We start from the raw sequence: 19362 nt of genomic DNA, 5'->3' as shown, positions 1-19362 counted from the left end.
GACCGACCCGGCACCCTCATCCGGCTTTCGTGAGAACGCCACCCGCGCGGGAAAAGTCCCCCGTCCGGGTACCCAACCCTGCGCGGGTGCCTCGCCCGAACGCGCCGAGAGATTGCCGAGCCCCACATGCGCATGCACCGGTACGACCCCGCCCTCGCCGACCTGGTCTTCGACTACATGCGCGAGCGGCTCGCGTTGGATCCGGTACCGCTGGACCACCCCGGGCGCAAGGACAAGCTCGACCGCGTGCTCGACGGCCTGATCGGCGCCGGCGGCAACGACCCGGGCGACGTGCTGGCGATCTACGCCGACCAACTCGCGCCGGCGGTGATCTCCTGCGACAGCCCGCGCTTCCTCTCCTTCATCCCGGCCGCGCCGACCAAGGCCGCGCTGCTGTTCGACATGGTCGTCTCGTGCGCGTCCCTCCAGGGCATCTCCTGGCTGGAGGCGGCCGGCGCGGTGGCCGCCGAGAACCAGGTGTTGCGGCTGATCTCGGACCTGGCCGGGCTGCCCGCGAGCGCCGGTGGCTGCTTCGTCAGCGGCGGTTCGGCGGGCAACCTGTCCGCGCTCGTGGTCGCCCGGGACATGGGTCGGCGACGCACCGGCGCCACCGCCCGGGACCGCCTGCGGATCGCGGTCAGCGACCAGGCGCACTCCTCGATCGGCAACACGCTGCGGATCATCGGCGTGGACGCGCTCGTGGTGAAGACCACCGACCACCGCCTCACCGGCGAGGCGCTGCGCGCCGCGCTGGCCGCCGACCCGGACGCGGACGACGTGGTGGGCGTGGTCGCCACCGCGGGCACCACCAACGCGGGCATCATCGACGACCTGGCCGGGATCGGCGCGGTCGCCCGCGAGCGTGACCTGTGGTTCCACGTGGACGGGGCGTACGGCGGCGCCGGCCTGCTCGCGCCCAGCGTGCGGGCCCGCTACGACGGGATCGAGCTGGCCGACTCCTTCGTGGTCGACCCGCACAAGTGGCTGTTCGCGCCGTTCGACTGCGCCGCGCTGGTCTACCGCAACCCGAGCCTGGCCCGGGGCGTGCACACCCAGGACGCGTCCTATCTCGACGTGCTGCACACCGACGCGCCCGAGGAGTGGAACCCGACCGACTACGCCTACCACCTCACCCGGCGGGCCCGCGGTCTGCCGCTGTGGTTCTCGCTCGCGGTGCACGGCACCGACGCGTACACCGAGGCGATCGAGACCGCGCTCACCCTGGCCCGGGACAGCGCGGCGCTGATCCGCGCCACCCCGCACCTCGAACTGATCCGCGATCCGGAGCTGTCCGCCGTGCTCTTCCGCCGCGTCGGGTGGAGCGCCCCGGACTACCTGGACTGGTCGCATCGACTGCTCGCCGGCCAGGTCGGTTTCGTCACCCCGACCGGTTGGGAGGGCGAGACGGTGGCCCGCTTCGCCTTCCTGCATCCGGGTACCACGATGGCGATGGTCGAGGAGATCCTGGCCACGATGATGTAACGCCCTGCGGCCTGCCGCTCGCGCGTTCGGGTTGCCTTGGCCCAGACTGGAACCCGATGGACGGCTTCCGGGAGCCGGGCGCCTCACGGGAACCCGGGGCTGGAGAGGACAGGCGTGGCGCTGGACGAGTACGCGGACCCGCCGATGACGGTGCCGGAGGTCGATGCCGTGACCGGCGCGGTGGCGCGCCTGGTCGGGGCGAACGGCTCCGACCCGCGCGAGGCGGGCGCGTACGCGGTGCTCCAGGGCCTGCTGGACGGCACCCGCGCCGCGGTCGCGGTGATGAGCCCCGGCCTGCGCTACCTCTACGTCAACCCGGCCCTGGCCCGGATGAACGGCCTCGCCGCCGAGGAGCACCTGGGCCGCACCATCGGCCAGGTGCTCCCGGACGTGGACGCCCAGGAGGAGATTCTCCGGGCGGTGTTGCGCGACGGCGTGGCCCGCGAGGCCACCTCCACCGGCATCACCCACGCGGGCCCGCCCGACCGTCGCTGGTGGCACGGCGCCTACCACCGCCTGGAGCACGAGGGCGCGGTGGTCGGCCTGGCCGGCGTCATCCTGGAGGTCTCCGAGTCCCGCCGCACCCAGTTGGAACTGGACGCGGCCCGCCGTCGATTGTCCTTCCTGGACGCCGCCGCCACCCGGGTCGGCACCACCCTCGACCTGGTCGAGACCTGCGAGGAACTGGCCGAACTCTTCGTCGCCGAACTCGGCGACGTGGCCGCGGTGGACGTGTTCGCGGTCGAGGGCGCCAACGGCACCCCGCACGCCCCACAGGACATGGTCCGGATGTGGCGCGCCGCGCTGTCGCACCGGCCGGGGATGGCCGAGCAGGCCGCGATCCTGCGCCGACCCGGCGAGAACGTCGACTACCAACAGGGCTCGATGGTGCCGCGCGCCCTGAGCGAGCGCAGCCCGGTGGTGGTCAACCGGGTGAGCGACGACGAACTGGCCCGCGAGGTGTCCAGCCCCGACCGCGTCGACATCTTCCGCTCGGTCGGCCTGCACTCGATCGTCGCGCTGCCGCTCGTCGCCCGCGGCAGCGCCATCGGCATGGTCAGCCTGGCCCGGCACGGCGCGGCGGACGCGTTCTCCACCGAGGACGTGGTGCTGGCCCGCGACCTGGCCCGGCGCGGGGCGATCAGCGTGGACAACGCCCGCCGCTACGCACACGAACACGACATCGCGCTCGCCCTCCAGCACGCGCTGTTGGCCGCCCCGGACGCACCGCACCCCGACATCGAACTGGCCTCGCGCTACCGACCCGCGGGCAGCAGCGTCGAGGTGGGCGGCGACTGGTACGACGCGGTCGCGCTCAGCGGCGGTCGCACGCTGCTCGCGGTCGGCGACGTGATGGGCCACGGTGTGCAGGCCGCGGTGGAGATGAGCCAGTTCCGGGCGCTGTTGCGGGTGCAGGCGCGCTCCGATCAGGAGCCGCACGAGATTCTGGCCGCGGTGGACCGCACCAGCACCAAGGCCGGCATCGAACGGGTGGCGAGTTGCCTGCTGGTCCTGGTCGACCCGGCGGCGGGCGCGGTCACCTTCGCCAGCGCCGGGCATCTGCCGCCGCTGCTGGTCGGCCCGGGCGACACGGCCGAACTCGTCGACGTCCCCGTGGGACCGCCGCTGGGCACCGGCTTCGGCGGCTACACCTCGGTGCGTCGGCGCAGCGAACCCGAGCGGGTCCTGGTGATGTACACGGACGGCCTGATCGAGCGCCGGGGCGAGGACATCGGCGAATCGCTGCAGCGGCTGACCCGGGTGGGACTGACCGCCGAGACCCCGTTGGTGCGTCTGGTGGACACGCTGATCGCCCGGATGGTCACCGACAAGCCGGAGGACGACATCGCGGTCCTGGCCGCGCGACAACGGCCGGTGGGCGGCCCGGGGCCGGCGGCGGCGAACCCGGGTCAGTGACCCGGGCGTTCGACGTCGGCCAGGTAGCGCTCCAGGCGGTCGGCCAGCTCTACCGGGCGGCTGAGCGCGAGCAGATGGCCGCCGGGCATCTCGTCCGCGAGCACGCCGAGGCGTTCTCGGGCGACCCGGCGTTGGAAGGCGAGGGGGAAGAACCGGTCGTCGCGGCCGATCAGGACCCTGGTGGGTACGTCGGGCCAGGCGGGCAACCACCACGCGGTGCCGAACACCGCGTCGGACTCGCCGCGTTGCCGGCCCTCGCCCTCGTCGATCAGGGCCTGCGGGACGTCGTGCAGGAAGTACACGAGCGCGTCGAAGTCGGCGTCGGCAGGTCGGCCGGCGCGCTCGTCGTTGTCCCGCCGTGCCGCGTCCTGGCCGGTGGCGGCCCACCACCGGCCGGCGCTCTCGCCGGGCTCGGGGATCATCGCGTTCAGCAACACGAGCAGGGCGACCGGCAGTCGGGCACACGCGAGCGAGGCACTGAACCCGCCCAGCGATTGCCCGACCAATACGACCCGCTCCCGATCCGCGGCGGCGGCCACGATCAGGTCCACGTATTCCGCCAGTCCCGCAGCCTCGTCCGCACCGGGCAGGTCCACCGACACCACATCCCGCCCCCGCGCCCGCAGTTCGGCCTCCACCAGATGCCAATACCAGGCAACCCCACCCGCCCCGGGAACCAACACATACGCGGTATCCACCATGCACCGGACCCTACGCGGAGGCACCGCCACCCAGCGGGAGGACACGGCCCGACGGGCCCGGGATCGGGGCTCGGCGGATTTCCGGTCAGGTCGGGGTGCTGGGGAGGCGGTACCAGGTGTGTCGGGTGCCGACCACCCGTCGGTGCCCCTGCGGCTCGGACTTCGGCGGTGGGGGCGCGGCGACCAGGCTGCCGGCGATGGTGTCCTCGAAGCGGCGGCGGATCGGCTTCCAGCGCGCGTCGCGGCGGGCCGCCCGCGCGGTGGCACGGCGCAGTTTGCGGGGCTTGTCGTGGTAGTAGCGCCGAGCCCACGGAGAGCCGGGTCGGGCCAGCCGGATCGCCGCGACGATGTTGACGATCGGGATGAAGATGCCGATCACGCCGGTACCGACCTTGCCTTTGGCGAAGGTGATCGCCGCCATCGCCACGTCCAGCAACAACACCAGCAGCCACACCACCTGATCGGCGACGCCGCCGCCCTCCGGCGTCGCGTCGAAGGGTACGAAACCGCTCGCCGCCAAGCCGACCGCGGCGGTGGCCAACACCGTGGCCTCGATCGAGATCCGGCCCTGCTCGGTCCAGTACACATCGGCCAGGTGCACGATCATCCCGAACTCGTCCAGCACCAGCCCCGCGCCGATCCCCAGCAGCACCCCCGCGATCGACCGGCCGACCAGGTATTGGCCGGTGCCGACCGCGACGAAGCCGCCGATCAGGGCGAGCACGATGCCCGGCACCACGTGATGGATGTGCACACCGCCGGGACTGACGTTGCGAAACGGGCCTCGACCGGCCCGGATCAGCCGGGTGATCGTCCGCGTCGCCAGAAAGGTGAGCAGCAGCGACGCGAACGCCAGACTCATCGGCAGCCGACCGTCGTGCATCATCGCGCCGTGCCGCCGATCCGCCGCCTGCGGTGCTCCGCCATGCGCACTCCTCCTCCGGGTCGGTGCTCCTGTTCCCGGTGCGCGGCGGGCTACGAACGCCGAACAGGTGAACCGGGCCGCCTCGGCGGGCGCCGCGGTGACCAAGTGCCCGCGACCTCGTTGGGCGGGACATGAACAAGCGCATCGCCGCCGCCGCGTTGGCCGGCACCGCCCTCGCCGTGACCCTCGGCGCGTCCGCCGCCCACGCGCAGGAACCGACCCCGAACAGCGGCCGGGTCGTCGGTGTCCCGACCGCCGTCTACCCCGACGGCGTGAACACCCTGAACCGCGTCAACCCGCTCGCCGGCCCGCTCCCGCTGTAGGACCCGTCACCGGCCGGCGTGGTGTCCCGGTCCGGCCCCGAGGGGGGAAACCACGCCTTCGACGGGCGCCATGGGGGTGGTCGTCCCGGCTCGGGTCACTCGTCGTCGAGGGCGCGGCGCAGTTCCGCGCTTTCCCGGTTGGCGGCGGCCAGATCCTCCGTCATCCGGCGGGTGCCCTCGGCCACGCCCGCGTCCCAGATGCGTTGCACGAGGGCGCTCGCGCGATCCTGCGGCAGGTCGGTCTCGCGCATCAGCAGCTCGGTCAGCTCGATGATCGGGTGTTTGGGGTGCATGGTTTCAGCAGACCCGGCTCCGGAGCCGGCCGCACCCGGGCACGGCCGGTCGGGGGAGTCGTCGGGGTCGATTGGATCGGTTGCCGTCGGCCGGACCTACGCCTTGAGGTGCTCCCACGCCTGGGGGTGGGTGGTCAGATAGCCGGCCAGGTTCTGGGCGGGCCGGCCGGTCAGCATCGGGATCGCGGTGGAGACCTTGGCCATCTCGCCGGTGGCGATCGCCTCGTACGAGGTCACCCAGCCCGCCATCTCCCAGGCCGGCGCGTTGTACTGCGCGCGGGAGGCGTACGCCTCGTCCCGGCTTTCCGCGACGTATTCGATCGGCCGCCCGGCGAAGCGGGTCAGCTCCGCCGCCGCCTCCGCGAGGGTGATCGCCTCGGGGCCGGTCAGGTCGTAGGTGAGGTGGTCGTGCGCGGTGTCGCCGAGCAGTACCGCCGCCGCCGCGTCCGCGATGTCGTCGTGCGCCACCGCCGCGACCCGCCCCTGCCCGCCCGGACCGCGAATGACCCCGTCGGCACCGACCATCGCGGGCAGCACCGCCAGGTACAGGCTGTCGCGCAGGAACGTGTGCCGCAGTCCGGTGTCCCGGATGTGTTGCTCGGTGTGCCAGTGGTCGCGCGCGAACGTGAACGTCGCGTCCGGCGCCGCGCTCTGGAAGGACACGTAGACGATCCGTCGGATGCCGACCGCCACCGCCGCGTCCACGGCGGTGATGTGCTCACCGACCCGATCGGCGCTCTCGTGGGCCGAGACCAGGAACAGCGTGTCGGCCCCCTCCAGGGCCCGCCGCATCGCCGCCCCGTCGCCGTAGGACGCGGGCGGGGCCTTGACCGCACCGTCGAACTCCGGCAGCCGGGACGCGTCCCGGCCCACCAGGCGCTGCGCCGTGCCGGCCTCGGCGAGCCGGCGGGCGACCCGGCCACCGATCTGACCGCTCGCTCCGGTGACCGCGATGACTGGTCCCATGACGACGTCCTCTCCTGGCCCGGGGCCCGACGGCCCGCGGCCGGCTCCGCATTCGACGGCCGCACCGCATCCGGCCGCTCGGCCACCCGACCCTACTGCCCGGTTGTCGCACTTCCCTCGAACCGAGCCCGTCCGGCGCGCCCTCGGGTGCGCTCGGGTGCGCTCGGGTCAGCCCAGGTCGTCGAGCGAGCCGAGCACCCGGTCGAGCAGGGGGCGGCTCCGGTCGACCAAGTCGTGTGCCTGGTCGGGATACTTCGCGGCGAGGAACACCGCGCCGAGCACGAGCAACAGCAGGAGTACGCCGTTACCCGAGCGCCCGCCGCGCCGGCGTCGCCGGTCGGCGGCGAACATCTGCTCGCGAAAGGCCCGTCGGTCGACGTCCTGCCGGAATGCCTGAGCCTGCCGTGCCGCCTGCATACCCGGATCGATGGGCATCTCGGCCCCCTTCTCCCTGCCCGCGCGATCGCGGGTCGTCGAGGAGGACGGGCGCGACGCTCGCCGTGGTTCGTGGTGCTCGCGGTTGTCACCGCGTCGGGACGAAGCCGTGACCGCACCACCGACGACCGGACGACTCGGTGACCGCGGCTGCTACTCGTCCCACCAGCGGTCGCCGCGCTCGCGGCGATTGGCCACGATCGCCGCGAACGGCGGAATGGCCATCGCGACGATGGTCATGCCCGCGGCGGCGGCGAACGACCAGCGGTAGACCACGGTGCCGGCCAGCAGGAACAGCAGCAGGCAGATGCCCATCATCACGAAGTAGCGCTTGCGTCGACGGCGCTGGGACGGAACCGGCCCGGACGGGGTGGCACCCCCACCACCGGGGGTGCCCGGATCGTTGGTGCTCATCTCTTCACGGTACGTCCGGGGGCCGCCGGACGGGGCGGGTGTCGGCGGCGGACCGGTCGGTTTTCGGGAGTTACCCGGAGGTGACAATATTGGTATAGACCTTTCGGTCGGGACGGTGTTGACTGGCGGCGAGGCGCGACCGCAGGTCCGTGCCGATCGCCGGAAAGGAATCAGTCGCCATGACGACCGTCTCCCCTCCGTTCGTCGGCGCGCCCGTCGCCTATCTACGGTGCTATCCCCGCGACCCCTGGGAGATGGCCGCCCATCGCAACGCGCTGACCGCGTACGCGCAGGGGCTCGGCCTGAGCCGGCCGGTGGTGTGTCTGGACAACGGCGTCTCCTCGAACGAGGAGCAGCCCGAGTTGGAGAACCTGCTGGCCAACGTGATCGCCGGCGTCGTGCGGACGGTACTGATACCGGGCCTGTGGGTGTTCGCCCTCGATCCGGAACGAGCCCGGGCCACCGCCGAGCGCTTTCGCGCCGCCGGCGCCGAGATCCTCGACCTCCCGGGCCGCTGGCACGAACGGGACGGCCGCCGCGTCGCCCGCTGGTGACGCGGCGGCCCGGTGGCTCAGGCCGAGGTCGCCGCGCGCACCGTGTGGCCGAGCAGCAGCGCCGTCGTCACCGGTCCCACGCCGCCCGGCACGGGGGTGAGTGCGCCGGCCACCGGTGTCACCGAGGCCGCGTCCACGTCGCCGACCAGGCCGCCGTCGGCGGTGGGGTTGGTGCCCACGTCGACCACGACCGCGCCGGGCGCGACGTGCTCGGCGGTGATCAGGCCGGGGCGGCCGACCGCGGCGACCACGACATCGGCCGTCGAGGTCAGCGCGGCCAGGTCCTTGGTCCGCGAATGGCAGATGGTGACCGTGGCGTTGCGGTCCAGGAGCAGGTGCGCGGCGGGTTTGCCGACCACCGTCGAGCGGCCGACCACCGCGACGTGCCGACCGGCGAGTTCGACGCCGTGGTGATCCAGGATCGCCACCACCGCCTCGGCCGTGGCCGGGGCGAAGGCGGGCAGCCCGGCGGCCAGCCGGCCGAGCGAGAGCGGGTTGGCGCCGTCCACGTCCTTGCCGATGGGGATCGCGCCGGCCAGGTCCTCCAGGGCCGCGCCCTCCGGCAGCGGGGTCTGCAGGATGATCCCGTGCACGTCGTCGTCCGCGCCGAGTGCCGCCAGCGTGCCCCGGATCGCCGCCGCGGTCGCGTCCGCGCCCAGGTCGACCACGTCGCAGGTGATGCCGACTTTCGCGGCGGCCCGCGCGATCGAACGCACGTACCAGGCGCTGGACTCGTCGGCCGTGGCCACCACGACGGCCAGGGTGACGGGGGAGCCCGCCTCGGCGAGCAGCGCGGCCCGGGTCGCGGTCTCGGCGCGGATCGCGGCCGCGAGGTCCTTGCCGGCGAGTACGGTCGCGGTCATCGGGCGATCTCCTTGCGGACGGCCGCGGTGACCTGATCGGCGCGCGTGGCGATGTCGTCCACCCGCCCGGCCTGCGTGGTGAGTTCGGTGCGGGCCTGTTCGTCCCGGATGCCGCCGAGGTTGATCTCGATGTTCACCCGCGCCGTGGTCGCCGCCGCCCGCGCCGCCTCGGCCGCCGCGGCCACGTCGGTGATCACGTTCGGATTGCCGATCGGCAGCAGCTTCTCGGCCAGTTCGACGCACGCGGCGGCCAGCACGACCACCTCGGCCGGCGGCTTGGCCGCGCCGACCAGGGCGGCGGCGATCGTGGCCGAGCGCACGGCCTTGGCCTCGTCGGTGTCCCGGGGCAGCGTGTACGCCTCGGTCACCGCGGTGAACGCGACCGCGTCTTCCTCGGCCAACCGCAGTGCCACGCCCCGCAGTTCGTCGGTCAGCGCGACCACCTCGGCGATCGAGGAGGCATGCTCGGCGTACTTGTCGCCGGTGGTGTACCGGGCGACCATGCCCAGCAGCGCGGCTGCCTGTGCGGCGTGCAGCGCGGCGGCCGCACCGCCCCCCGGCGCCGGAACCCGGTCGGCGAGGCGGTCCAGGTATTCGCTGATCTTCTCGTCGCGCATCGCGCTCGTCCTTCGCTCGGTGGGGGCTACCGCACGTTCGCAAATCCTCGCACGGAGCACGACGAAGCCTGGAACCCCGAGGTGGAAGGCATCGACGCGGCGGCCGTGGGGTGATGTCGAGTGGGGACGTCGGGCGGGAAGTGTCGGGTGGGAGGCATCGAGCGGACGGTGTCGGGTGCTCAGGTCCGGGAGTCGTCGGCGGGCCGAGCCGTGCGGTGATCGGCGGGGTGATCGGCGCGATGGTCCACATGTTGGTCCGCGCGGTGGTCCGGGCGGTGGTCCGTGCGTTGGTCCGTGCGGTGGTCCACGCACAGCACGATCGCCGTCGCGTTGTCGTGGCCACCCGCCTCCAGGGTCGCGGCGAGCAGCCGGGCGACGATTTCGGTGGGCGCCTCGGGCGCGGCCAACAGGGCGCCGAGCGGGCGGTAGTCGATCTGTTCGGCGACCCCGTCGGTGCACAGCAGGTACACGTCGCCGGGCCGCAGGGTCACGTTCAGCACGTCGGGCTCGGGCCGGCCGGGGTGTCCGACGTAGCGGCTGAGCCGGTAGCGCGCGGCGGCGGCCTGCGGCGAGTCGGCCGGATACCAGCCGTAGAGCGCGCCCAGCCACGCCTCGGTGTGATCGACCGTCAGCAGGTCCAACTGCCCGGCGCGCAGCCGATATGCGCGCGAGTCGCCGATCTGCACCAGCCATGCGGCGGCCGCGTCGGCCTCGGGCCGGGGGTCCGGTTCGGCGATCAGCGCGGTGAGCGTGCACCCGGTGAAGCCGCTCAACCCCGCCGCCGCGGCCAGCACCAGGTCCTGGATGCCGGCCACACTCGCGCGCAGCGCCGTCGGGTCGGGCCCGATGCCCGCGGCCGAGGCCCGGCGGATCGAGGCGGTGAACTCGTTCATCGTGATCCGCCCGGCGGCCGTGCTCCCGGGACCGTCGCCCATGCCGTCGGCGACCGCCGCCAGCCGCAGCCCCGGCTCCAGGCCGAGCACGTCGAAGTTGGCCCGATACCTGTTGCCCACCACGCTGCCCGCCGCCGCGCGCACCCACACCGGCCCCGCCGCGAAGCCCGCCTCGGCCGTGCTCCCCGTGTCCTGCCGGCGTCGTCCGAACATCGGCGGCCCCCTTCGCTCCGTTGGCGTATTCGGGGCACGCTATCGGGCGATCAGGCCAATGCGCGGAAATGTGTGGTCAGCCGACCCTCGTCGTCGAGCCGGTGGAACGCCAACGCGGGCGGCAGCTTCGGGTCGACGAACGGGGCGTCGTCGCCGCCGCGTTCCCAGGGCAGGTTGATCGTGGACACCACACCGGGCGCCACGATCAGCGGCTTGCCGGCGAAGGTGGTGGCCGCCGGGGTGTGCGCGTGCCCGCACAGCAGACCCGCCACGTTGGGCCGATGGGCGATCACCTCGGCCAACCGCTCGGCGCCGAACTGGCGGATCCGGTCGATCTCCGGGCTGCCCAGCTCCACCGGCGGGTGGTGAAAGGCCACGAACACCGGTGTGGTGGACGGGGTTTCGTCCAGCACGTCGGTCAACCAGGACAGCGTCTCGTCGGCCAGCAGGCCGTCCGCACGACCCGGAATGGACGAGTCGCACAGCGCGAACACCGCGCCGCCGGCCGTGCGGTGCACCCGGTTGATCGGCTTGTCGCCCGCGGGCTCGTCGAACAGCCCCGCGCGAAACGGCCCGCGTACGTCGTGATTGCCGGGCAGGATCAGCACCGGGTGCCGCGACGCGAGCAGGGCCCGCGCCTCGTCGTATTCGGCGGGCAGGCCGTTGTCCACGATGTCGCCGGTGACCAGCACCGCGTCCAGGTCGTAGGGGAGCGCGTTCAGGTGGGCCAGCACCGCCCGGGTGCGCTCGGCCGCGTGCGGGCCGCCGTCGAGGTGGGTGTCACTGAGGTGCGCGAACACGATCATGCGGGCGTCCTTGGGGGAGGCGAATGCGGTGGTTCCGGTGTACTCGGCCGCGATGAAGGCGACGCTACGCACGCCACCGGACCGGCGTGAAGGTCCAGTGAACTGTTCGAGGACCGGACCACTTTCCCGCCCTGGGCGATCGACCGGCGCCGCACCGCTCACGCGGCAACTCGGGGAGGTGCCGCTCCGCGCCGCTCGCGCGGCACCTCCCCGAGTTCTCAGGTCGGGCGCACCACCCGGAAGTACAGGTGCGTGACGTGCCGGCCCTCGATCACCCGGGTCGCCTCCAACTCGATCGGGACGTCGGCGAGATGGTCGAAGAAGCGGATGCCCCCGCCCAGCAACACCGGCACCAGGTTGACCACGATCTCGTCGAGCAGGCCCGCGTTCAGGCACTGGCGCACGATGTCGGCGCCGCCGACGCCCACGGCCAGATCGCCCGCCACCGCTCCGGCCTCGGCGACGGCGTTCTCCACGCCGGTGGTGACGAAGGTGAACGGCGCCTGCGGATGCGCGGCGACCCAGTCCCGCGGTACGTGATGGGTCACCACGAACACCGGCACGCCGATCGGATGGCTGCCGCCCCACCCGTCGGTGGCGTCGAACAGTCGGCGGCCGGTCACGATCGCCCCCGTGTTGACGAACAACTCGCGCAGGTGTCGGGCGCTCGCCACCGAGGTGCGGAAGGTCATTCCCCCACCGGGCGCGGGTGTCTCCACGTGCCCGTTCGAGTACCACCCGAACAACTCCGCCACGTCATGCGACGGATCGGCGATGAACCCGTCCAGCGACATCGTCTTCTCGGCCATCACTGTTGCCATCCGACTGCCCTCCTCGGCGACGGCCCGGTCGGCGTCGACGGCGCGGGCCGGGTCGGCTCTTCCAGTCTGAGTGAGGTGGACCGGGACCGCCCCCGAAACTCATCGGCGCGGCCGTCCCGCGGCCGTGGCTTCGGCGGTTCTCCGGATCGACCACGGTCGAAGGTGACGGATTGTATCGTCACGACTACCAGCCGAGCGGCGAGAGAGGTCACCCATGTCGGACGCACCCCGGATGTCGGACCGCCCCGAAGGTTTCCCGGGCGCGGGCTCGCTCTCCTGGCGCTATCTGGGCCAATGGCGCCTGTTGACCACCATCGGTCGGGCGATCGTGCTGGAGACTGCGCATCCGGTGGTCGACGCCGGGGTGGTGGAGTTCTCCACCTATCGGAAACACCCGTGGCGCCGGATCGAGCAGACCATGCTCAGCCTGCAGCGGTTGCTCTACCAGGACGAGGCGGACCGCGAGCGCGAGGTGGCCCGGCTGCGCCGGCTGCACGGGCACGTCAAAGGGGTGGACGCGCAGGGTCGGGCGTACTCCGCGCTCGACCCCGAGGCACAGGCGTGGGTGCACCTGACGGTGTTCGACGCGATGGTGCTGATGTGCGAGCTCGGCGGCGATCCGCTCGACGAGGAGCGGCAGGCCGAGTTGTACGCGGAATGGCTGCTTGTGGGGCTGCAGTTCGGGGTGCCGGCGGACGCGATGCCGGGCACGGTCGAGGAATTCCGCGTCTGGTTCGACGAGACGGTACGGGACAAGCTCACGGCCGGACAGGGGGTCGAGCAACTCCTCGACGCACTGGGCCGATTGCCCGCGCCCGCAGCACTGTCCTTCGTCCCCGAGGCGGTGTGGTCGGCCGGCTGCGCGGCGTTCGGCGCCGCGATCCGCACCGTCGTCGCGAGCACCCTGCCGCCGAGCTACCGGGAGCAACTGGGCGAGCGCGGCCGAGTGCCGTTCGGCGCCGAGACGATGGTGTCGCTCGCGTGTCGGACCGCGGCGGTGGCCAGTGACCTGTTGCCGACGAAGTGGGTCTACATGCCGCTCGCGGCGACCTACATCGCGGCCAAGCGGGAAGCGGGGCGCGGGCTGCGCCGGTTCGGCCCCCACGATCGTGCGGCCGAGCCGGCGGCGCAACTCGCCGATCTCTTCGTACGAATCCTGGACCAGACCGGCGACGGCGTGTTGTCCTGGCCCGACTTGGCCGCGCTCGCCCGGGTGTTCAGCGATCGACTCGACCTCGCCGCCGTGGACGAGGAGGTCATGTACGCGGCCTTCCACGCCTGGTGGGACGAGTTGCGCACCACGGCCGACACCGACGGGGACGGCGTGGTCGACGCCGACGAGTACCGAGTGCTCGCCGACGCCGCGCCGGGTGCCGCCATGGCCGCACTGATGGTCTCGGTGGCCGCAGCGGTGGACCGGGACGGGGACGGCCGCATCGATCAGGCCGACTACGCCCGCCTGCTCGGCGCGGACGCCGCAGCGACACAACGAATCGCCTGGCTCCACGCGATGGACGCCGACGGCGACGGGGTGGTCACCGTCGAGGAGTTCGCCGACGCACTACGCGAAAGCGTCCTGGGCAGAGCCCGCTCGGACACCCTCGAATTCGTCCTCGGCCGGGCCTGAGGGGCTGGCGGGGGGTGGGGTTGGGGGCGGGGTTGGGGGTGGTGGTGGAGGCCTGACGGGGGTGATGCGTGGGGCCGGGGTGGTGCGGGGCGCGGGCGGGGGTGGGGCCGATTGGGTGGGTGCTTTCGTTTGATTCGTTCGGGGCCTTTGCGGGTGGGTCGGGTGTTTGTGGCCGGCGGTTGGGTCTTGGTCGGCAGCGGGTGGCTCTGTGCTAAACGGTCGGCGTGGATCGGTGGAGATCGAGCCGGTCCCGGGGTCGCCGGCGGCCGGGAGCCTTGGGTTTCCCGGCGAGACGCGGGCGTTGCTTGCCTGGGAAGGCGCTGGCAACGGCGGAGCGGGAGGGCAGTCCGGTCGGGTCCGCCGGGGAGCCTTTCCGAGTGGGTCGGGCGTTCGCGGCCGGCGGTCGCGTCTTGGTGGGCGGCGGATGGCTCTGTGCTAAACGGTCGGCGGGGGCTGGCGGAGATCGAGCCGGTCCCACAGTCACGGGTGGCCGGGAGCCCTGAGATCCCCGGCGAGACGTGGGGTGTTGCTCACCGGAAAGGCGCCGGCAACGGCGGAGTCGGAGGGGCGGCCCGGTGAGGTCCGCCGGGGAGCCTTGTCGAGTGGGTCGGGTGCTCGCGGCCGGCGGTCGCGTTTTGGTCGGCGGCGGGTGGCTCTGTGCTAAATGGTCGGCGTGGATCGGTGGAGATCGAGCCGGTCCCGGGGTCGCCGGTGGCCGGGAGCCTTGGGGTTTCCCGGCGAGACACGCGCGTTGCTCGCCGGAAAGGCGCTGGCAACGGCGCGGAGGGTGGGCGGCCCGGTCGGGTCCGCCGGGGAGCCTTGTCGAGTGGGTCGGGTGTTCGCGGCCGGCGGTCGCGTTTTGGTCGGCGGCGGGTGGCTCAGGGCTAAATGGTCGGCGTGGATCGGTGGAGATCGAGCCGGTCCCGGGGTCGCCGGTGGCCGGGAGCCTTGGGTTTCCCGGCGAGAGGTGGGTGTTGCTCGGCGGGAAAGGCGCTGGCAACGGCGCGGAGGGTGGGCGGCCCGGTGAGGTCCGCCGGGGTGCCTTACCGAGTGGGTCGGGGCGTTTCGGCGGGTGGTGGGTGGGCGGTGGTGGGAGAGGAAGCGAATAGCGGGCCGGGAGTGGGCGGTTTCGGTTGCCGGAGTGCGCAAACCGGCCCTCGGCACGCGCTCTCGCCGGCCGGTCCCACAAAACCGCAGGTCAGTGGAACTCCGGGTGCGGGAAGCGGTCTCGGGATCCGGGTCCCGACCTTTCGGGCTCACGGGTGGTTCTCCGGCCGCCGGTGCCGACCCGAAACGCCCACCGAGAGCCATGACCCACGCGGAATCCGTCACCGGGGTACACAACCCGGCCCTCGGCACGCGCTCTTGCTGGCCGGTCCCACAAAACCGCAGGTCGGCGCGAAACAGCGGACTCGAAGGCGTCCCGCCATCCGGATCGAGACCCGCCCAACCCACCGGCAGCCCTGCCACCCACGCACCCACCCCGAAACGCCCGCCGAAGCGGCCCGATCCACTCGAAAAGGCTCCCCGGCGAACCTGACGAAAGCGCCCACCCGCTCCGCCGTTGCCAGCGCCTTTCCGCCGAGCAACGCCAGGGCCTCGCCGAATTCCCTCCTGACATCGGGAAGCTACGTGCGGGCAAACTCCTTGCCGAGTTGGAGATCTCCGAAAGCCGGCGGATCCGGGTCGCAGCCGAGACACCGGCGGCGCATCCGGTGCTTCCACGGACGGGCGATGTTCCGCTGGACGACGCCAGGGGTCCAACCGAGGGCATCCCTGCTGCGTTGGCCGCGCTCTTGGACCCCCGATCCTGCGATCCCTGCCGAGGCCTCGGGGCGCGGTCTGGGGCCGGTACGCCACCGGAACGGTGTCTAACCCGCCACGCGACCCGCCGCCTGGTACGTCGCCACGATCCTGCTCGACCCGCGCGCCCTTGCGGTCGGCGCGTAGGACCTCGAACGAGGTCGGCCACCCGAGTTGCGCGAACTTCCGTTCCGTGCGGCGTCGTTGCACTCGGTGTGTTCCCTCGCATTCGACGTCGACGACGCGTGCGTGCAGGCCAGGCAGGCCATCACCCGATTCGGCTCCGAAACTCAACCCCGAGTTGGAGGCCGTGCGGGGCCTGCGTCCGGTGTTCTTCCGCGTGCGGTGGCCGTGTTCCTGCGCCGCGGCTACCAGGACGTGCGCGGGCCGAGTCGCAGACATGCGAGCCAGGGACTCGGCGTGTCACCCCGGAGGTCGTCCGTGGGTCCGCCGGTCCAGGAATCGACCGGCGGGACGTCGTCGGAAGTCATCAGGCCCGGTGGGTCGTTCCTCCACGCCCGCAGGACCCGGACTCCCTGACGCCGGTGGGCGCGAGTCGCCACCGGCGGAAAGGAGTTGGCGGGTGCACGGAACCGGTTCGACACCGTGCCCCGCCAGGGGCCGGGTCCTCCGCCGGGGAAACGGCGACGGTAAGCGCGGCATGACGGTAAGCACGGCATGGCGGACACGGTCGTCGTGTTCGCGGTCGCGGTAGACGTTCAGGGTTCCCGCGCCATGCCGGGCGGCTCCACCATGCGGTCGCAGCCGATCCGCGTCGTCCGCGGCGCCCAACCTGCGGCCGGGGCCTGCTCGTTCAGCGGCTCGGTAGCCTGAAACACCGGCGCGCCGATTCCTACAGGGCGGCTACGCGCGCTGCGTAGTAGGCGGCGACAGCCTAGGATCGACAGCCATGGAAGGCCCTGCGTCGGGCAGGACGACATGGCTGCGACCCAGGCGTCTTCAGTCGCCTTCGTTGTTGAAGTAGGGAACCCGGAGCTTCGTCCAGGACGTCAGGCCCGGAATGCCGTCCGCGTCCGGACCCTGGTAGCCGAGCTTGCGCTGCCACATTGCGTAGGACTCCCGGGCGGTCTTCGTCCACAGCGACGTTGGTCCCTCCGGAGGAAGCCAGGCCGAGCAGTCCACTTGGATCAGGCGGACCCCCATCGAGTAGATGATGGGGCTGTCTTGCGAGCTCGTGAAAAAGCCGGCACCGGGGAACGGTACGTAGCTCTCGCTCATATGCGGATCGGTGACCACCAAGTCCAGCCCGATCGGGATCCGGTCCCGATCGGCGATGTGGTTCCACTCGACGAGTTTATCGACGGTGGTTCCGAACCTCGCGGCTATCGCGGAGAGTGTGTCACCCTTGACAACTGTGTAATGCGTGCTTTGTGTCTTCATATTTCCACGCTAGATCAGGTCGATTCATCGTGCGCGGTGGCGAGTTGTCCGATTTGGGAGGTTCGGCCGGCGCGCGAGGGCGGGTCGGCGGCAGAAGTCGGATCGCGCCGCAGCCCGAGGGCGTGTGGATGTCGCGCTGTACCGTGCCGACCGCCAGTGGATCTGAGGACGCCGCGCGTTGGCCCACGCGCAGGACTCGGACACGGGCCGAGGTGATGATCCGGTTGCCCGGCACGTTCCCGGGGGGTCATTGTCGCGGTGAACGTGGTCTCCCCCACGTCCTCGCCGTGCCATGCCCGACCTTCGGGACGCCGTCGGGCGCTGCGCCGGAACCGCCCCCGCCGAGCCGATGTGAGCATGCGTTGCCCGTCGAGTGGCACCGGCGCGTGGGGTCGGGCCGGGCGTGGTCGTCTCAGCCCGGGAACGCGAATCGGTAGCCGTGGTCCTTCAGCCACGGCAAAAGCCGCGCGAGCGCGTCGATGCTCTGGGTACGGTCGCCGCCCGCGTCGTGCATGAGGACCACGCCGCCCGGGCGCAGCTCGCGGCGTACGTTGTCGAGGATCGTGTCGACGCCGGGCTTCTCCCAGTCGCGGGTGTCGACCGACCAGCCGAGGGGCTTCATGCCGTACGCGGCCGACATCTGGCGCACGGTCGGTGACCACGCGCCGCCGGGCGCGCGGAACCAGTCGACGTCGTGGCCGGGGGCGGCCCGGGCGATCTCGTCGCGCGCGGAGACGATCTCGTACCGGACTCGCGGGGCGGACCGCTTGTCGATCTCCTCGTCGTGCGTGACCGAGTGGTCGCACAGTCGATGGCCGGCGTCGGCCACCCGGCGCACCAGGTCGGGGTGGCGCGCGGCGTTGGGGCCGACCATGCAGAAGGTGGCCTTGACGTCGTACTCGTCGAGCAGCGCGAGCACCTGCGGAGTCCACCGCGGGTCGGGGCCGTCGTCGAAGGTGAGCGCGACCGTGCGGTCACCGGGGTCGGTGGTGCTCCGTACGATGCCGATGGGCACGAGTGGCGGGGGTATGTCCGCGGCCCGGTTCGCCGCCGGCGCGGGTGGGTGGGCCGGTGCGGCGTGGTTGGGGCCGTGGGGCGTCGCGGCCGACGAGGGTGCGCCGGGGGTCTTCGAGGCGGGACCCGTCGGCGGAGCGGAGGGCGCCGCTGGCGGCTGCGGGCCCGACGGGCCAGGGGCGCCCGTCTCGGCCGGGCCGGCGGGGGACGCGCCCCGGGCCCCGGGGTCGGGCGGTGCCGGAGCCGGCGCGGTCGTCGTGGGCGGATCCCCGCGTACTGCCCCCGCCTTGTCGCTCCGGGCGGGCCCCGCCCCGTCGTGCCCGGGACCACACGCGGCGACGGTGGTCAGCGCGAGCACGCCGATCACCGCCAGGGCCGGGAGCCGGCGGGCAGCATCCCGGCCGGGGAGCGCGGGGATCCGCCCGCGACGGGCGACGGACGGCTGAGACATCGGGACGGGCTTGGGCACACGAACTCCGGAAGAATCGGCAACAGGTCACGCGTGTCAACGCGACATGATCTGGGCAGAATGTCGACTTTGCTCAAATTCTCCGATTTCGCGCAAGAGGCAACCGTGTGTAAGTACTCGTACGACAACCCGTCACCGAGGCTCTCATCTGCGTAATCCCCAAATCGCCAACCCCACCAGAACCACCAGCACCGCCGGCACCGAGCACCACACCCCGCCACGTGACCGACGCCACCACCCCACCCCTCCCCACCGCCATCGTCGACCGCCACCGCTCCACCACTGCCGAGGGAAAGGCGCCGGCAACGGCGGAGCGGGAGGGCAGCCCCGTGAGGTTCGCCGGGGAGCCTTGCCGAGTTGGTCGGGCCGTTTCGGCGGGCGTTTCGGGGTGGGTGCGTGGGTGGCAGGGCTGCCGGTGGGTTGAGCGGGTCTCGATCCGGATGGCGGGACGCCTTCGAGTCCGCTGTTTCGCGCCGACCTGCGGTTTAGTGCAACCGACCGGCGAGAGTGGGTGCCGAGGGCCGGGTTGCGCACTCCGGTGGCGGATTCCGCATGGGTCATGGCTCTCGGTGGGCGTTTGGGGTCGGCACCGCCGGCCGGCGAGCCGTCCGCGAGCCCAAAGGGTCACAACCCGGACCCCGAGACGGCTTCCCGCACCCGGGGGCCTACTGACCTGCGGTTTTGTGGGACCGACCGGCGAGAGTGGGTGCCGAGGGCCGGGTTGCGCACTCCGGTGGCGGATTCCGCGTGGGTCATGGCTCTCGGTGGGCGTTTCGGGTCGGCACCGGCGGCCGGAGAGCCACCCGTGAGCCCGAAAGGTCGGGA

17 protein-coding genes and 1 pseudogene are annotated in these 19362 nt (G+C 72.4%); 5 read left to right on the top strand and 13 right to left on the bottom strand.

Features of this window, described 5'->3' with window-relative positions:
- The first annotated feature begins 126 nt into the window (after positions 1 to 126).
- Both ACH4U8_RS37550 and ACH4U8_RS37545 read left to right on the top strand, forming a co-directional pair.
- Positions 127 to 1482: a pyridoxal-dependent decarboxylase gene (locus ACH4U8_RS37550; RefSeq protein WP_360323243.1), complete on the top strand. Its 1356-nt coding sequence runs from the start codon at positions 127 to 129 to the stop codon at positions 1480 to 1482.
- 114 nt (positions 1483 to 1596) lie between these two features.
- Positions 1597 to 3399 (top strand): SpoIIE family protein phosphatase, encoded by a 1803-nt coding sequence (locus ACH4U8_RS37545; RefSeq protein ID WP_360323245.1) that lies wholly within the window; start codon positions 1597 to 1599, stop codon positions 3397 to 3399.
- Here ACH4U8_RS37545 and ACH4U8_RS37540 read toward each other — a convergent pair.
- Together ACH4U8_RS37540 and ACH4U8_RS37535 are read right to left on the bottom strand one after the other, a co-directional pair.
- A complete protein-coding gene (locus tag ACH4U8_RS37540) occupies positions 3393 to 4100 on the bottom strand; it encodes an alpha/beta fold hydrolase (RefSeq protein ID WP_395782674.1) in 708 nt (235 codons plus the stop codon). The genes ACH4U8_RS37545 and ACH4U8_RS37540 overlap by 7 nt on opposite strands.
- 85 nt (positions 4101 to 4185) lie before the next feature.
- On the bottom strand, positions 4186 to 4962 hold the full coding sequence (locus tag ACH4U8_RS37535; protein WP_395782673.1) for a hypothetical protein: 777 nt from the start codon (positions 4960 to 4962) through the stop codon (positions 4186 to 4188).
- A gap of 194 nt (positions 4963 to 5156) precedes the next feature.
- Between ACH4U8_RS37535 and ACH4U8_RS37530 the strand changes: the two genes are divergently transcribed.
- Entirely contained in the window at positions 5157 to 5348 is a 192-nt protein-coding gene (locus ACH4U8_RS37530) for a hypothetical protein (protein WP_360323251.1), read from the top strand.
- 95 nt (positions 5349 to 5443) lie between these two features.
- Here ACH4U8_RS37530 and ACH4U8_RS37525 read toward each other — a convergent pair whose 3' ends face one another.
- From ACH4U8_RS37525 to ACH4U8_RS37510, 4 genes and pseudogenes are all read right to left on the bottom strand, one after another.
- The gene (locus tag ACH4U8_RS37525) at positions 5444 to 5641 is read right to left on the bottom strand and encodes a hypothetical protein (RefSeq protein WP_360323253.1); all 198 of its coding nucleotides are present in this window, start codon (positions 5639 to 5641) and stop codon (positions 5444 to 5446) included.
- 96 nt (positions 5642 to 5737) lie between these two features.
- The gene (locus tag ACH4U8_RS37520) at positions 5738 to 6607 is read right to left on the bottom strand and encodes an NAD(P)H-binding protein (protein WP_379989483.1); all 870 of its coding nucleotides are present in this window, start codon (positions 6605 to 6607) and stop codon (positions 5738 to 5740) included.
- 168 nt (positions 6608 to 6775) lie between these two features.
- Positions 6776 to 7042, bottom strand: coding sequence for a hypothetical protein (locus ACH4U8_RS37515; protein WP_360323257.1), 267 nt, complete (start codon positions 7040 to 7042; stop codon positions 6776 to 6778).
- Between the two features lie 156 nt (positions 7043 to 7198).
- Positions 7199 to 7456 (bottom strand): annotated as a pseudogene (locus ACH4U8_RS37510) (DUF3099 domain-containing protein); the annotation flags it as partial.
- A 179-nt stretch (positions 7457 to 7635) separates the two neighbouring features.
- On the opposite strand from ACH4U8_RS37510, the gene ACH4U8_RS37505 reads away from it, so the two are divergent.
- A complete protein-coding gene (locus ACH4U8_RS37505; RefSeq protein ID WP_360323259.1) occupies positions 7636 to 8010 on the top strand; it encodes a hypothetical protein in 375 nt (124 codons plus the stop codon).
- A gap of 17 nt (positions 8011 to 8027) precedes the next feature.
- On the opposite strand, the gene ACH4U8_RS37500 is transcribed toward ACH4U8_RS37505, so the two are convergent.
- The 5 genes from ACH4U8_RS37500 to ACH4U8_RS37480 all read right to left on the bottom strand — a co-directional run bounded on the left by ACH4U8_RS37500 (position 8028) and on the right by ACH4U8_RS37480 (position 12223).
- On the bottom strand, positions 8028 to 8873 hold the full coding sequence (locus tag ACH4U8_RS37500; RefSeq protein WP_360323261.1) for a bifunctional 5,10-methylenetetrahydrofolate dehydrogenase/5,10-methenyltetrahydrofolate cyclohydrolase: 846 nt from the start codon (positions 8871 to 8873) through the stop codon (positions 8028 to 8030).
- On the bottom strand, positions 8870 to 9490 hold the full coding sequence (locus ACH4U8_RS37495; protein ID WP_360323263.1) for a cyclodeaminase/cyclohydrolase family protein: 621 nt from the start codon (positions 9488 to 9490) through the stop codon (positions 8870 to 8872). Before ACH4U8_RS37495 ends, ACH4U8_RS37500 begins: the two co-directional genes overlap by 4 nt.
- Before the next feature lie 179 nt (positions 9491 to 9669).
- The gene (locus ACH4U8_RS37490) at positions 9670 to 10596 is read right to left on the bottom strand and encodes a PP2C family protein-serine/threonine phosphatase (RefSeq protein ID WP_395782672.1); all 927 of its coding nucleotides are present in this window, start codon (positions 10594 to 10596) and stop codon (positions 9670 to 9672) included.
- Positions 10597 to 10646: 50 nt separating this feature from the next.
- Positions 10647 to 11402, bottom strand: coding sequence for a metallophosphoesterase (locus ACH4U8_RS37485; RefSeq protein WP_395782787.1), 756 nt, complete (start codon positions 11400 to 11402; stop codon positions 10647 to 10649).
- A 218-nt stretch (positions 11403 to 11620) separates the two neighbouring features.
- The gene (locus ACH4U8_RS37480) at positions 11621 to 12223 is read right to left on the bottom strand and encodes a dihydrofolate reductase family protein (RefSeq protein WP_360323267.1); all 603 of its coding nucleotides are present in this window, start codon (positions 12221 to 12223) and stop codon (positions 11621 to 11623) included.
- A gap of 214 nt (positions 12224 to 12437) precedes the next feature.
- On the opposite strand from ACH4U8_RS37480, the gene ACH4U8_RS37475 reads away from it, so the two are divergent.
- Entirely contained in the window at positions 12438 to 13850 is a 1413-nt protein-coding gene (locus tag ACH4U8_RS37475; RefSeq protein WP_395782671.1) for an oxygenase MpaB family protein, read from the top strand.
- A 2763-nt stretch (positions 13851 to 16613) separates the two neighbouring features.
- On the opposite strand, the gene ACH4U8_RS37470 is transcribed toward ACH4U8_RS37475, so the two are convergent.
- Complete coding sequence (locus ACH4U8_RS37470) at positions 16614 to 17054, bottom strand: peptidoglycan-binding protein (protein ID WP_360325124.1); 441 nt, start codon at positions 17052 to 17054, stop codon at positions 16614 to 16616.
- 412 nt (positions 17055 to 17466) lie between these two features.
- Entirely contained in the window at positions 17467 to 18069 is a 603-nt protein-coding gene (locus ACH4U8_RS37465) for a polysaccharide deacetylase family protein (protein WP_360325122.1), read from the bottom strand.
- Positions 18070 to 19362: the final 1293 nt, after the last annotated feature.

The organism is Embleya sp. NPDC020886, from assembly GCF_044333915.1.
In the GTDB taxonomy this organism is placed as follows: Bacteria; Actinomycetota; Actinomycetes; order Streptomycetales; family Streptomycetaceae; genus Embleya.
This window is presented reverse-complemented; position numbering and strand designations above follow the sequence as displayed.

Bases quoted from the DNA above. Each gene is read 5' to 3' on its own strand.
- ACH4U8_RS37500 (WP_360323261.1), bottom strand. From the start codon at position 8,873: ATGACCGCGACCGTACTCGCCGGCAAGGACCTCGCGGCCGCGATCCGC.
- ACH4U8_RS37480 (WP_360323267.1), bottom strand. From the start codon at position 12,223: ATGGCAACAGTGATGGCCGAGAAGACGATGTCGCTGGACGGGTTCATC.
- ACH4U8_RS37535 (WP_395782673.1), bottom strand. From the start codon at position 4,962: ATGAGTCTGGCGTTCGCGTCGCTGCTGCTCACCTTTCTGGCGACGCGG.
- ACH4U8_RS37475 (WP_395782671.1), top strand. From the start codon at position 12,438: ATGTCGGACGCACCCCGGATGTCGGACCGCCCCGAAGGTTTCCCGGGC.
- ACH4U8_RS37530 (WP_360323251.1), top strand. From the start codon at position 5,157: ATGAACAAGCGCATCGCCGCCGCCGCGTTGGCCGGCACCGCCCTCGCC.
- ACH4U8_RS37490 (WP_395782672.1), bottom strand. From the start codon at position 10,596: ATGTTCGGACGACGCCGGCAGGACACGGGGAGCACGGCCGAGGCGGGC.
- ACH4U8_RS37515 (WP_360323257.1), bottom strand. From the start codon at position 7,042: ATGCCCATCGATCCGGGTATGCAGGCGGCACGGCAGGCTCAGGCATTC.
- ACH4U8_RS37540 (WP_395782674.1), bottom strand. From the start codon at position 4,100: ATGGTGGATACCGCGTATGTGTTGGTTCCCGGGGCGGGTGGGGTTGCC.
- ACH4U8_RS37525 (WP_360323253.1), bottom strand. From the start codon at position 5,641: ATGCACCCCAAACACCCGATCATCGAGCTGACCGAGCTGCTGATGCGC.
- ACH4U8_RS37485 (WP_395782787.1), bottom strand. From the start codon at position 11,402: ATGATCGTGTTCGCGCACCTCAGTGACACCCACCTCGACGGCGGCCCG.
- ACH4U8_RS37520 (WP_379989483.1), bottom strand. From the start codon at position 6,607: ATGGGACCAGTCATCGCGGTCACCGGAGCGAGCGGTCAGATCGGTGGC.
- ACH4U8_RS37550 (WP_360323243.1), top strand. From the start codon at position 127: ATGCGCATGCACCGGTACGACCCCGCCCTCGCCGACCTGGTCTTCGAC.
- ACH4U8_RS37495 (WP_360323263.1), bottom strand. From the start codon at position 9,490: ATGCGCGACGAGAAGATCAGCGAATACCTGGACCGCCTCGCCGACCGG.
- ACH4U8_RS37505 (WP_360323259.1), top strand. From the start codon at position 7,636: ATGACGACCGTCTCCCCTCCGTTCGTCGGCGCGCCCGTCGCCTATCTA.
- ACH4U8_RS37470 (WP_360325124.1), bottom strand. From the start codon at position 17,054: ATGAAGACACAAAGCACGCATTACACAGTTGTCAAGGGTGACACACTC.